We start from the raw sequence: 14,796 nt of genomic DNA, 5'->3' as shown, positions 1-14,796 counted from the left end.
TTGGGGCTTATATACGAAAAAGAGAAAGTATCTGATTAGGATATTTTCTCTTTTTTGTACAAGGCTAGCTACTGCATCAATAAGCATATTTTGACATTTTGTCAAAATTACCTTTCCATTTCTGCGATATTTAAAAGCAGTCGTAAGGTTGGTTGGAAATAAACGACGCACAGCGAGTTCAGCTTTGACAAAAAGTTGCCCGAAACACCTATTCAATGACTATCGGACAGTCATGCAGGAATTCCCTTGCAGGAATCAAACGGTTTTGTCAGCATCCTGCTTGTAAAGCTATCTTTTTATTATTTAAAAGTGAATCAGATTTTAAATCGTTTCTGATAAAAAATCAGGATTCAGTAGCTTTATGAATACACCAATCGACTATTTTATACATCTATTTTAACAGATCAATATTCAATCAGAACACATTTTAACCTTCAACATCTGTTTTGGAGGCAAAACACACCAGTTTTTCATTCAATTCTCGTTACTTTCGTATGAAAACATGCCTACCTTTTCATAAATTTATGCCTACCTTTTCAGTAAAATACGCCAGCTTTTATTCAAAATATGCCGGAATTAAAAAAGAAGGTATTATGTTTTCACGAATTTGCGTTCATTTTTCTTTTTCATATGCCAGAGAAAGCAGCAATAAAATTACATCATGACAATAAATTCGCATTTTTACTTACACATCAATAAACTATCTATCAGACTATAAATTTCATTGATGCTATTTTTGAAGGAGAAGTACAAAACATTAATTACCTTTGTTTTTACAACAAACACGCTAAGTTTTACAGGTAGGAATGCCAGCTGCGGGACACAACCGCCATGCTGAAGGACCCCGAAAACTTACCATAGATAAAGACAGGAACTAAAAAACTTACTGAAATATGAAGTACTTGATTATTGGAGGTGTAGCCGGAGGTGCCACCGTTGCCGCACGACTCAGAAGAAACGACGAGAAAGCCCAGATCATCTTATTTGAAAGAGGGGAATACGTATCATACGCCAATTGTGGTCTGCCCTATTACATTGGCGGTACCATCAAAGAACGGAACAAGCTGTTTGTACAGACCGTAAAGGGGTTTGTCAGCCGCTTCCGTATTGACATCCGTACCCGTCAGGAAGTAACCCGTATATTACCTGGAACAAAACAGGTGGAAGTTAAGAACCTGCAAAGCGGAGAAGTCTATACAGAGAGTTATGACAAACTGGTACTCTCGCCGGGAGCCGAGCCGTTGCGCCCGAGAATCGAAGGCATTGACAGTCCGAAAATCTTTACCCTGCGGAATGTTCCCGATACAGATGCCATCAAAGGATTCCTGCAACAGATGAAGCCGAAGAAAGCGGTTGTCGTAGGCGGTGGATTCATCGGACTGGAAATGGCAGAGAACCTGCATGAAGCCGGAGTACAGGTAACAGTGATTGAAATGGCCGATCAGGTCATGGCTCCTCTTGACTTCTCGATGGCAGCCTTGGTGCACCAACATCTCACCAGCAAAGGTGTAACATTGCTTTTGGGCGACGGCGTGAAGAAATTTGAAACCCTTGCGGACCAATCCCTGGCTGTTCATCTGGCAAGCGGAAAAACCGTACAGACCGATCTGGTAATCCTGAGCATTGGTGTGCGCCCGGAAAACCAACTGGCCCGCGAAGCTGGTTTGTCTTTGGGAGAACGAGGCGGAATCCAGGTCAATGCCTATCTGCAAACGTCGGATCCGAATATTTATGCCTTGGGTGATGCTGTCGAAATCCAACATCTGATTACTCACAAGCCAGCCATGATTCCATTGGCAGGACCAGCCAACAAGCAAGGTCGTATTGCCGCCGATAATATCGTTTACGGCAACAAGGAAGTATATAAAGGAGCGATGGGAACATCAATCGCCAAGATATTCGACCTGACAGTTGCTGCAGCTGGAGCCAATGCCAAGCTGTTGAAACGGGAAGGCATTCCGTATATCTCGTCTTATACACACGGAAGTTCGCATGCGGGTTATTATCCGGGAGCCGTTCCTTTATCCATCAAGATCTTGTTTGCGCCCGAAACAGGTGTGTTGCTGGGTGCGCAGGTAGTAGGATTCGGCGGTGTGGACAAACGTATTGAAATGTTGGCCCAGACCATCCAGCACGAAGGTACGATTTATGACCTGATGGAACTCGAACATGCGTATGCGCCTCCATACGCCGCCGCCAAAGATCCGGTGAACATGGCCGGTTTCGTTGCCGACAACATCCTGAAAGACCGCGTTCGGATCATCACCTGGCGCGATATCGACAAGCTCGAAGCCGATGTAGTCAAGATTGATGTCCGTACTAAAGATGAATACAGCTTAGGAACGATTCCGGGCTTTATCAATATCCCGGTGGACGAATTACGCGAACATCTGGACGAACTGCCCAAAGACAAACCGATTGTGGTTACTTGTGCCGTCGGATTAAGAGGTTATCTTGCCTATCGAATCTTGGTACAGAACGGATTCAAGAATGTACGGAACTTATCGGGTGGATATAAGACCTGGAGTACAGCCACGGCTCCTGTCTGCAACGATGCCCACTGCCAGGCCAAAGCCGACACAGAGGAAAAAACAGACGATGGCCAGCCTGCCAATCCATCCAAACCGGTTTTATCGGTCGATGCCTGCGGATTGATGTGCCCTGGTCCTATTCTGCAGCTGAAGAAGAACTATGCAGAACTGAAAGAAGGGGAAGCCTTAGTCATCAAAGCGACCGATCAGGCTTTCGGGAAAGATGTCGCTTCCTGGTGTAAAATGACCGGAGCCCAATTGACAAGTCTGGAAAACCGGAACGGAATTGTAGCCGCAACCATCCAAAAAGCAGCGCCAGTCTGTTCTGCCGCCACGAGCCAGCCGGCCGATCACAAGACCATCGTTGTCTTCAGTGACGACTTAGACAAGGCTTTAGCTACTTTCGTGATTGCCAATGGAGCAGCAGCCGCAGGAAAGAAAGTCACCCTCTTCTTCACGTTCTGGGGACTGAACATCATCAAGAAGCGGAACAAACCGGCCGTTGAAAAAGACTTCATGGGGAAAATGTTCGGTTGGATGCTTCCATCCAGCAGTGAAAAGCTCAAACTGTCTAAGATGAATATGGGCGGTATGGGCAGCAAGATGATGCGGATGATCATGAAACAGAAACGCATTGACAGCCTGGAAAGTCTGATGCAACAGGCCATCGACAACGGAGTAGAAATGATTGCCTGCACCATGAGCATGGATGTGATGGGAGTCAAGCAGGAAGAACTGCTGGATAACGTCAAATTAGGCGGTGTAGCCACCTATCTGGAAAGAGCCGAAGAAGCGAATCTGAATCTCTTCATCTGATGATTCAGTTCATATAAAAAGGAAATCGCCAATCCGAAAACATCTTCAGATTGGCGATTTCCTTTTATAAGAAGACTAACTGTCGCTGCTTATTTACACATGTCATGGATGATCTGAATCAGTTCACCACCCAGCTCTTCAGCTTCCTTCATAGTATGAGCTTCCGAATAGATACGGATAATCGGTTCCGTATTGCTCTTGCGCAAATGAACCCATTTGTCGGGGAAATCGATCTTCACCCCATCAATATCCGTAATATCATACTGAGCAAACTTTTCCTTAACCTTGGCTAAAATGGCATCCACATTAATCTCCGGCGTCAGCTGAACTTTCTGCTTCGAGATGAAATAAGGAGGATACGTAGCACGCAGTTCACTTACCGTCATATGTTTCTTCGCCAGATGAGTCAGGAACAAGGCAATACCCACCAAGGCATCACGACCATAATGGCTGGCCGGGTAGATTACACCGCCATTCCCTTCACCACCGATCACGGCATTGGTTTCCTTCATCTTCGTAACCACATTCACTTCGCCCACAGCAGCTGCATTGTATTCACAACCGGCATAACGATGAGTTACGTCTCTCAAGGCACGGCTTGAACTCAGGTTGCTGACTGTATTACCCGGCGTACGGCTTAATACATAATCAGCTACGGCCACCAAAGTATATTCTTCAACGAACATTTCACCGTTCTCGCAAACAATGGCCAGACGATCCACATCCGGATCTACAACAAAACCAACATCTGCCTTTTCAGTACGGATCAGATTGGAAATATCCGTCAGGTGTTCCGGTAGCGGTTCCGGATTATGCGCAAAATGACCAGTCGGTTCGCAGTTCAGCTTCAATACCTGCTTTACACCCAAAGCTTCCAGCAAAGCTGGAATAGCAATACCACCCACTGAATTCACACAGTCGATTGCCACCTTGAAGTTCGCAGCCTTGATTGCTTCTACATCGACCAGATCCAACTTCAATACAGAATCAATATGTTTCTGGATATATGTCGTATCAGTAATTACCTTTCCCAAATGATCTACATCCGCAAACTGGAAATCTTCTTTTGCCGCCAAAGCCAACACTTCAGCTCCTTCGGCTGCATTCAGGAACTCTCCTTTCTCGTTCAGCAGTTTCAAGGCATTCCATTGCTTCGGATTATGACTGGCAGTCAAGATAATACCGCCACAGGCGCCTTCCATAGCAACGGCCAGTTCGGTTGTCGGTGTAGTAGCTAGGTCAATATCCACTACATCAAAACCCATGCCCATCAAGGTTCCTAAAACCACCTGCTTTACCATCGGTCCAGAGATACGAGCATCCCGGCCGACAACAATCTTGTTCGTCGTTACCTTTGTATTCTTACGGATAAATGTCGCATAGGCAGCAACAAACTTAACTATGGCTAACGGATTCAAGCCATCTTCCGGATCTCCGCCAATTGTACCACGAATACCGGAAATAGATTTAATTAATGTCATAGTATATATAGATTAATCAATGATTCTACTGCTCGAAAGTATATCTTACTTTCGTATAATAAAGAGGTTCGCCCGAACTCTGGAACGAAGTTGGACCGACCTTAAACGGAACGATCAGCTTCACGATCGAACTATCACCTACGTACTGCAGACCCGAAGCCAGACCTTCGCAGATAAAGCTACTCATGATAGCATCGACATTCGTATCGTTCTGGTCATATCCCCATATATAATAATTGTCTGAATATTTCTGATAAGAAAAAGTAACAGGCAGACGTGAACTGGCAAAACCATCCAATTCTATTGTATCCGACTTAAAGAAGCGAACGACAAAACGCGCATTTACATTCTGGCGTTTCGTACCTATCCTATTACCATTTCCGGAATCAATGACATTAATATAAACATCATTATCCATCTGATAGAACTCATTTTCCTTAAAGACTCCATCAGCCGGATACTCTTTCAAGATTACGATGTCTTCTTCGTCCATCAACTTCTCAATTGCCTTCTCTTCGGCTTTCAACATATCGGCATAAGACTGTGTTTTGTCGCATGAAGTTGCCAACAAAACAGCACTTATCATCAACGAACTTCCTAATATTTTATTCATTTGATTCTATTATAAATATAATTAAAGGCAAATATAATCATTCTCAGAGAATTTCAATGTTGATTTTCTCTCTTTTCTTTTTCCAGGCTTGGGTTAAACTCTTCTAATGCGTTCTCAAAACAGGCAATCGCTTCATCCAGTGTTCCGAAAAACTCTCCGCCCGAAGCATTTTTATGCCCACCGCCATGAAAGTATTTTGTGGCAAACTCATTACAAGGGAAATCTCCTACCGAACGCAGCGAAACCTTCACATAATCTTTGTCCTCACGCAGGAAAACACTGAAACAAACATCTTCGATGCTTAATGGCATATTGACAAAGCCCTCTGAATCACCTGTCACATAATGGAAACGCTCCAACTCTTCAGCCGACAATGACAACATGGCCGTCTGCTTACCGGGATAAACTTTCATCTTCTCATACAATACATATCCTTGCAGGCGCAAGCGGCTCTCTGAATAGACCTGGAATACTTTCCGGTAGATTTCATCCTTATCAATACCCTTCTTAATCAGTTCACTGATGATCGTATAAATTTCAGGCTGATTCGAATTATAGGTAAATGATCCGGTATCCGTCATCATTCCGGTATAAATACAAATGGCCGATTCCCGCGGTAAAAGGTCAAACATACCCATTCGGCAAATGAAACGGAAAATCATCTCACTGGTTGATGACATCTGCGGATAAGACATTGTTACCCGGCAAAAGTCGGCCGGATTCAGATGATGATCGATCATCACTTTTCTGCCTTCTGCTTTCAAAAGAGCATCAGCCATCTTTTCAACTCGTTTAGGTTCATTAAAATCTAAACAGAAAATGACATCAGCTTCCTGGAGTAGCTGGTCGGCAAATTCCTGATATTTATCATATATAACAATATCTTTAGCACCTGGCATCCATTTATAGAATAAAGGAAATTCATTGGGGACAACAACAGTCACCTGACTTTTGCCATAAGTATTCAAGAAATGATATAATCCCAAGGAAGCACCTAAAGCATCTCCGTCGGGGGAAACATGAGTGACAATAACAAACTTATCACCTTTTTCAACATACTTTTTAGCTTTCTGGATCAGCTCTTCAGAAATGATTTTAGTAATCATGAAATCTACAATTTAATCGGCACAAAGGTACATCTTTTTCTGAATATTTCTCAACTTATTCGTTCAATAAGCATAGACGCGGAAAAGAGAAAAAAGAAAAGAAACGTAGCCCATAAATGTCGGAAATATTTTTCCCGAATATAAAGACAAAAGAACAGAAGAGCCAGATATAATTCGAACAACATACAGGCAGAGAGAGGTTCAGCCGGTGTAATCGGATCTATTCGGCCCATCCGGTCGACAAATAGACAAAAGGTTTCCACAATCAGACTGATCAACCAGCACAATGGTGCGCAGATCCAACCCAAACAAACACAGATAATCCAGATGAATGCTAACGGAATGATCAATATGGAAAAGAAAGAGACCGGCAAGGCTGCCAATAATGATACAGATGACAATTCTCCGAAATAATACAAGCATAACGGAAATGTCCCTATTTGAGCAGCCAGACTGATGGATAACCAATCCCAAGGTGCCCGGATAAGAGGATTACGTAATTGAAGCAGAGAAGAAATGCGACGATAGAAAAAAAAGATGGAAAGGACAGCCAGAAAACTTAATTGAAACCCAATGTCAAATAAATAAAAGGGATTATAAACCAACATGCAAAAGGCAGCGGCACACCAGGTATTGTATGAGTCTCGTTTTTTCCGGATTGTAATACCAATCAAGTAAAGAGAAAGCATCCAGGCTGCCCGAACAGCCGATGCAGCCAAACCGGTTATAGCAGCAAATAACCAAATCCCCATCAACAATAAACCATTCTTCAGAAATCTCAATCCGGATTTATCAGACAAAGGGAATAAACACAGCCGAAGAAAAGAATATATTACACCTACATGAAATCCGCTAACCGCTAAAATATGTGCAGCACCCGCTAAGGAAAATCGCTCACGAACAGTCCACTCCAATTGCTGACGATAGCCTAAAGTCAATGTGGCTAATACATTTTTCTCCCAATCAGCCAAATCCAATAAAGCAATCGGCTCCAATAATTGCTGCTGAAAAGAATGACACCAGACTTGCCATTCCGATAAATCCGTTGAAGGATGTACCCGCAAGCGATAGCTCACATAAGCACACGATAGCGCTAATAAAAGCAACATATACCAAGCTCCCCATTGCCATCGCTCACTATACAATGAACGCTCATTCTTAAAATTGAATGAATAAAATAGCAAGATCAAGCATAATACACTCAATCCAAATGTAACATATTCGAATGGTATATATACCGAAAAGCATATTCCGCTAATCCAAATAAAAAGCGGCCTGGCAAAGGGCCGCTTTCTTAATTCCTTTGTCATAGTTTCAGTTTTGAATAATAATAAAATATCGAAAATCAGCAGTTGAGTACTTTGTCTTATAACTCAACTACTTGAGAGCTTTAAGCTCTTTAATAACAGAAGCGGGATCAGCAGCACTAAAGACAAAACTACCGGCAACCAAAACATCTGCTCCCGCATCCAATAAGCGTTTGCCCGTTTCAAAGTTAACGCCACCGTCTATTTCAATCAACGTATTCAAGCCTTTCCGATCTATCATCTCACGCAACTGACGGGTTTTCTCTACAGTATGCTCGATAAACTTCTGTCCTCCATATCCCGGATTAACAGACATCAACATCACGACTTCAACATCCTGAACAATATCTTCCAACAAACTGACTGGAGAATGAGGATTTAACGTAACGCCCGCTTTCATGCCGGCTTCATGAATACCAGCGATAGTCCGATGTAAATGCGTACATGCTTCATAATGTACATTCATCAGATATGCACCCGTCTCAGCCACTTCACGAATAAATTTATGCGGTTCAACAATCATCAGATGAACATCCATCGGTTTTCGGCAAATTTTTTTCAGTCCTTTCAATATAGGAAAACCGAAAGAAATATTAGGGACAAACACACCATCCATAATATCCAAATGTAACCAATCTGCCTCACTCTGATTAATCATTTCAACGTCTCGCTGCAAATTCATAAAATCAGCAGCCAATAAGGAAGGAGCTATCAACTGTTTCATAAAGGACATTTAAATTTTAAGCAAAGGTATAAAAAAAGAGAATACAAACCAATGTATTCTCTTTTCATCTATCGTTGATCAGTTCATAACGAAGCCACATAAGCCTGAATCTAAAGAAGATTCTGCATGATAAGAACGTGCAAACTGTCGTAAAAAATCTAATGTCTGCCGAGTTGGCTTTACTTCCAGATCTGTATTCTGCGCTTTCAATGAATGATCAAACTTAGAAAAACATGACGTAGATATTTTCTTCATAGGCATTCTGTTTTTTAGTGTTCTAAATAAAAAACGGATATGCTATGAAAATATTGTGCTTATTCACGTAAAATTGTCTTTTTCTTTATGCGTATGATAACTCTATATGATGTTCTTCTGCCAAGCGGCGAAGATTCAAAATGGCATAACGCATCCGTCCTAAAGCCGTATTAATACTAACTCCTGTCAGATCTGCAATTTCTTTAAAGCTCAAATCCCGGTAATAACGCATTTCCAAAACTTCCCGCTGATTATCCGGTAATGATTTTAACAAACGCCGAACATCCGACAGAACCTGATGTTTCACAAGTTTGTCTTCAATCGTTCCATCGCATAACTTGATATTATTCAACAAATCGACTTCAACCTCATCATTTGAGATGGTATTCTCATTACGTTCCTGACGATAATTATCAATGATCAGGTTATGCGCAATCCGTGTGATCCATGCTTTAAACTTACCATTATCGGTATAACGGCCTTGTTTTATCGTCATAATCACCTTCACAAAAGTTTCCTGAAAAATATCTTCAGCCAACTCTTTGTTACGTACAATAAAGAAAATATAGGAATGAATACTACTTTGGTATCTGTTCAACAAGACATCAAAAGCAGCGTTATTACCTTCTGCATAAAGGACGACCAGATCTTCGTCTGTCATCATCTCTAATTTATTCATTACTACTATTTTTATGATTTCTACGAGTAATGTTATGCTATAGGCGATCGGGGTTTAAGAGTTAAACATATTTTATTACTATGCAAAAGTAACATAAAACATTTTATTTCACCAATTTTTTTAGAAATAAAAAATCCCTTATCCGCATTTTTGTACGAATAAGGGATTTTTAAGGACAAAACTTATACTTTTTACTAACGGAATCAGAACTTATAGCCCAATGTCAACGCTACGCGTGTCGAACTGGTCTTCAATGATGAAGGAGTTGCTTGCACCATTGTCTCTCCCGAATCAGAATAAAGTGTTGAAAATGCATATGCATCTTCTTTTACGTTTTTGAGTACGCAAGCTACATCAACATAGAACTGCGGAGTAAAGCGATATCCAAAACCCACAGTATAATTGGTAATGTTGTTTGTCAACGTGTAATGTGGCAATGTTCCCACAGTAATGACTTCTGCATCTCCGTTCCTTAATGTTGAACTCATACCGGATCCTGACCACGAAGCACCTGCCCTAACGGAAAACTGAGGAGTCACTTTAACTTCCGCTCCAACACGAAGTGTATTAGCTATACCTAATTTCTGATCTATTTCATTATTTGTTTCAACATTGGCATTACCATAATCATCCGACAAATACATCCGGCGATAATTCATAACTTCGTAATCAACGCTCAATAATGCTGTCTGCCCAAAGATGGCTGCCGCACTGAAAATCCATTTATCAGGTGTACGGAATTTATATTTGCTATATGCGTCTACAGGCGAATTCGCTTCATATTTATCTGGCAATGATTCAATATCTGAAGCCCCCTTAGCATTATAATAATCAGTCATTTTATACCACGTAGGAGAATTATAGGCAACTCCTATACGCAAGAAATCAACCGGACGACAAATTGCACCGATGTTAATGCCATATCCTGTTCCTTTTGTAGTCAGATTGTTTTTCAGTTCAATATAGCTATTCTTATTGGATGCATAGTCTTCTGCATAGTATGAATACAAATCATAACGAAGATCAGTTATCGATACAGTTGCTCCTAACAGCAAGAAGTCTGATATATTCGTTCCAAAAGCCAAAGCGTACTGATCAACAGCTCCTGACTCCTGTACATGCATTTCTGTATTTGAACGTGTATAAGGAATACCAGCTGTACTACGTAAAGATGATTCGTACTGTTTTCCATTATAATTTAAGAAACCAGCATCATTTGATAAGACAGACAACCAGTCGCCTACTGATTCATAAGGATCATACGTAATATTGCCATTCCCATCTTTACGAAAATCAATATCATTGGGAGTCAATCTTCCTTTATTGGCACGAGCAGCCACATAATCTGCCAAAGAAGCACCCATATCACCACTTCCGCGCAAGGAATAATTCCGAGTATAATTTTTCAACCTATTATATGAAAAGCCCACATTCCAACTTAATAATCCAGAATCATTTCCTGTTGGGAAATAGCCTACATAAGCAATATTATCAAAATTAAATTTGGTTTTATCAGCAGTCGTACTATTTCCCAGCCAGTTTGTCTTTGCTGAAGCCATAGTCACATCGGCCGTTACAACTACTTCCGAACTACGATAAACAGCTAAACCTGCCGGATTACTATTCAAAACAGATATATCACCGCCCAAAGCGCCAAAAGCACCGCCCATACTCATACTACGGGCTGTACCATTCAAATCACCATTCGGTACATACTTGTAAGCATCTGTAAGACCTTGAGAAAAAGCAGCACCAGTACTTAGTACCAGTGCTGATGCTATTGTCAATACTTTTTTCATTACTCCTAAATCAAAATCAACCTTAAATTATCTACCTCTTCCACTTGAACGGCCACCACCGCTAAAACCGCCTCCACTTGAACGACCTCCGCCCATGCTGCCGCTGCTAAATGAGCCACTTGAACGGCCACTTCCATAGTTGGACGGCGCGCTGAAACTTCTCGTTGTACGATTTGACTGCGAATTTATCTGGCTGTTGAAAGTACCACTACTACGGCCTGTAGAATAACTACTGCGACCCGTAGAATAGCTGCTGCGACCAGAAGATGCCGCCGAATTACTGCTTATGCGTGTACGAGCTGAAGATGAAGTAATTCCACTACTGCGACCACTTCCTCGCGTGATTGAAGAAGATCCAATTGTACTTGAAGAAGATCCACGACCAACGCTCGAACGACCACTTGAACGGCCGCTGGCTGCATAACTCTTCAATGAAGTTGAATTCCCTGAAGAATAACGGCCGGAACTACGACCAGAAGATGAGGAAGTCACATATCCCGCATTACGGCCAGAAGAATAACGGCCAGAACTTCTCAGACTATTACTACTGCTTGCCGTATAACCACTCGAACGACCATTTCGGCCATAAGAAGAACGACCATTATCATATCTGTGATAATATGTCGGAGCATAAGCGAAATAATGATGATAAGGATAATATCCTCCATAATATCCGTAATAGCCCCATCCCCATGACGGACCCCACCATGGATCATACCAAGGACTATAGTAACCGGCATACCAGCCGCCCCAGCCCCAATAATACGGACGATACCACCAGGATGAATAATAACCCCAAGGATTGTAGAACCAAGGATCATACCAACCCCATGAATACCAAGGTGAACCAAAGTTGAAATTTACAGAAACATTGGTTGTCCCATTCGCATAATCCGTGTCATAATCATAAGCATAATAACCGTCTTCCAAGTATAAATCTACCTGATCCGCTCCCACAATCGAAATCTTACTCGGAGAGTGATAACGGATAATACGCTCACTGTATTCCAAATCTGAACGACGTTCTGGTTCTACTGTCACTTGCGTTTTCTCGGGTTCCTGCGCAGTATCTTCCTCTACAGCATATGTATCTTCATCATATCCTGAATAACGACGATTGTACTCATCAACATCTCGTTCTTCAGCAGTATCAGAACGAGTATAGCTACTTGGCAAAACCGTCTCTGTCGGCTCAGCATCCAGATCATCGCTCTTCACTTCTTCTTCCTTTATGTTTTTTTCTTCCGAAGCCTTTTCTTTCGAATGGCTCGAAGAATAATAAACATCATCGAAGAATTGCTCCTGCCCTGTTGCATTTAATGCCAACAGAAGCATCACCATCAAGGATGTTAATTTTTTAGGTTTCATATTTTTCTCCTCCTAATTTATTGCCTGTTACTCTTTTGACTCAACCTATCTTGTTTCGTTTAATCAAACAAAGTCTTTTTGAGCTTATTATATATTTGCAAGCTTCGTTTGCGAAACAGACCTTTTATTCTAGTTACAAATATAACTATTTGTCTATTAGGTCATATCAAAACTCACAACTTTAACATTCATTTTAGACCATTTCTATCTCTCTCATAAGAATAGATGCAACAACATGATTTTTTGCTGCAAAGAGTAGATATTTTCGTCAACAAAAAAGAAGGTGTGTCAAAAAGCACACCTTCTTTTTTAGCACAAAGCCCCGACTTTCACAAGCTGGGGCTTTGTTATTACCTAAAGATTTTGTATCTTTAAGCATAAAGATTTACACATATGACAAAGATACATTTTCGTCCATACACTCCCAACCAAACGGTACTTTTTCCGCAAAGAATCGATGAAGATATTGCAGAAAACGATCCTGTACGCATGGTTGACGCTTTGGTTGAAAGCCTGAATCTTGAAGGTTTCAGGAAGTTATACAAAGAATACGGCCGTAGTCCTTACCATCCCAAGATGATGCTAAAGGTTATCTTGTATGCCTATATGAACAATATATACTCCTGCCGGAAAATAGAAAAGCATCTTCGTCGTGATATCCATTACATATGGTTAGCCGGTTATGAGAAACCGGACTTCATTACTATCAACCGTTTCCGTAACCGGGTGAAGAAGGAAATTAACGAAGTGTTTACCCAAACCGTACTTCTGCTTTCATCCAAAGGTTTCATCAGTCTGAATGTGGAATATATTGACGGAACAAAGATTGAGTCCAAGGCCAACAAATATACTTTTGTATGGCGGAAGAGCGTTGAGCGAAACCGTGAACGACTGATGAAGAAAATCAGTGTTTTGTTAAGCCAAATAGATGACGTCATCGCTCAGGAAAAAGCTTCGGAAAACAACGAGGAAATTGAGTTTTCCCCTTCCATGCTGACAGAAATGGCAGGAGAATTACGCAATGCCCTTGAACAGGCTTCAGAACCATCCACGAAAGAGCAGAAATCTGCACTGAGAAAGAAACGCAGGCAGCTGAAAGAACTGGAAGCACATAGAGATAAGCTTCAGGAATACAATAACCATCTGGACAATCTTCAGGACCGCAACTCTTATTCCAAGACAGACAAAGAGGCCACCTTTATGAGAATGAAGGAGGATGCCATGCGCAACGGTCAGACAAAACCCGGATATAATCTTCAGATTGCTACGGAAAATCAATTCATTATCGATTATTCTCTTTTCCCGAATCCGACTGACACCTTGACGATGATTCCCTTCCTGAAGTCCTTTGCCGACAGATACGGCCAGTTGGCTCATACGGTGGTTGCTGATTCCGGTTACGGATCAGAAGAGAATTACCACTTTATGTCGGAAAACGGGATGGAAGCATACGTCAAATACAATTATTTCCACATGGAGCAGCGGCCAAGATTTAAACCGAATCCTTTTAAAGCCGAAAACTTTTTCTACAATGAAGAACAGGATTACTGTGTCTGTCCAATGGGACAAAAGATGCAGAGGGCAGGCACCAGGCATACGAAAACCGAATCCGGATATGTAGTCGAATATGCCAGGTATAGGGCTGTCAGATGCGAAGGATGTCCGTTAAGATGTCTGTGTTTTAAAGCTAAAGGAAACAGGACGATAGAACTGAATCACCGACTCTGGATATACAAACAGAAAGCCCGGGAACTTCTCTGTTCCGAAGAAGGGCTGAAACACAGAGGGCAAAGGTGCATAGAACCGGAAGCTGTATTTGGACAGATAAAATTCAACATGAACTACAAGCGCTTCCGTCATTTTGGAAAGGACAAGGTTCTCATGGACTTTTCCTTCCTGGCCATCGCCTTCAATATAAAAAAGATGTGTACCAAGATGAATAAAGAGGGTATAAATTGGCCAATTAAACACCTTTACGGCCTTATTACCGCTCATTTAAGCTATTGGGAACAAAATAATCGAGATTATCTTCAGAATATCGCTGCCTGAAAAAGTTAACTACGCTCTTATCGTTGATAAAGAAAAGAGGGTGAATCGCGTATTACGACACACCCTCT

The 14,796-nt window shown here is 41.6% G+C and carries 10 protein-coding genes; 2 read left to right on the top strand and 8 right to left on the bottom strand.

All coding sequences use genetic code 11. The annotated features are described in order from the left end of the window. Positions 1–893 precede the first annotated feature (893 nt). Positions 894–3,347, top strand: coding sequence for an FAD-dependent oxidoreductase (locus tag NEE14_RS00950; protein ID WP_251968082.1), 2,454 nt, complete (start codon positions 894–896; stop codon positions 3,345–3,347). Between the two features lie 89 nt (positions 3,348–3,436). Here the strand turns inward: NEE14_RS00950 and glmM are convergent, their stop codons facing one another. From glmM to NEE14_RS00910, 8 genes are all read right to left on the bottom strand, one after another. Then, a complete protein-coding gene (gene glmM, locus NEE14_RS00945; RefSeq protein ID WP_251968081.1) occupies positions 3,437–4,828 on the bottom strand; it encodes a phosphoglucosamine mutase in 1,392 nt (463 codons plus the stop codon). A 25-nt stretch (positions 4,829–4,853) separates the two neighbouring features. Beyond that, the gene (locus NEE14_RS00940) at positions 4,854–5,441 is read right to left on the bottom strand and encodes a DUF4827 domain-containing protein (RefSeq protein WP_251968080.1); all 588 of its coding nucleotides are present in this window, start codon (positions 5,439–5,441) and stop codon (positions 4,854–4,856) included. A gap of 53 nt (positions 5,442–5,494) precedes the next feature. Continuing rightward, positions 5,495–6,547: a DHH family phosphoesterase gene (locus NEE14_RS00935; protein ID WP_251968079.1), complete on the bottom strand. Its 1,053-nt coding sequence runs from the start codon at positions 6,545–6,547 to the stop codon at positions 5,495–5,497. 50 nt (positions 6,548–6,597) lie between these two features. After that, positions 6,598–7,656, bottom strand: a complete 1,059-nt coding sequence (locus tag NEE14_RS00930; protein ID WP_251968078.1) for a ComEC/Rec2 family competence protein — start codon at positions 7,654–7,656, stop codon at positions 6,598–6,600. A gap of 268 nt (positions 7,657–7,924) precedes the next feature. After that, positions 7,925–8,578, bottom strand: a complete 654-nt coding sequence (rpe, locus tag NEE14_RS00925; protein WP_251968077.1) for a ribulose-phosphate 3-epimerase — start codon at positions 8,576–8,578, stop codon at positions 7,925–7,927. Between the two features lie 340 nt (positions 8,579–8,918). Then, on the bottom strand, positions 8,919–9,512 hold the full coding sequence (locus tag NEE14_RS00920; protein WP_251968076.1) for an RNA polymerase sigma factor: 594 nt from the start codon (positions 9,510–9,512) through the stop codon (positions 8,919–8,921). Between the two features lie 203 nt (positions 9,513–9,715). Continuing rightward, a complete protein-coding gene (locus NEE14_RS00915) occupies positions 9,716–11,311 on the bottom strand; it encodes an OmpP1/FadL family transporter (RefSeq protein WP_251968075.1) in 1,596 nt (531 codons plus the stop codon). 27 nt (positions 11,312–11,338) lie between these two features. Next, positions 11,339–12,679: a hypothetical protein gene (locus tag NEE14_RS00910; RefSeq protein WP_251968074.1), complete on the bottom strand. Its 1,341-nt coding sequence runs from the start codon at positions 12,677–12,679 to the stop codon at positions 11,339–11,341. A gap of 393 nt (positions 12,680–13,072) precedes the next feature. Between NEE14_RS00910 and NEE14_RS00905 the strand changes: the two genes are divergently transcribed. Then, positions 13,073–14,728 (top strand): IS1182 family transposase, encoded by a 1,656-nt coding sequence (locus tag NEE14_RS00905; RefSeq protein WP_338578715.1) that lies wholly within the window; start codon positions 13,073–13,075, stop codon positions 14,726–14,728. Positions 14,729–14,796: the final 68 nt, after the last annotated feature.

Origin of the sequence: Parabacteroides sp. AD58, assembly GCF_023744375.2 — a bacterium.
Classification (GTDB): domain Bacteria; phylum Bacteroidota; class Bacteroidia; order Bacteroidales; family Tannerellaceae; genus Parabacteroides; species Parabacteroides absconsus.
This window is presented reverse-complemented; position numbering and strand designations above follow the sequence as displayed.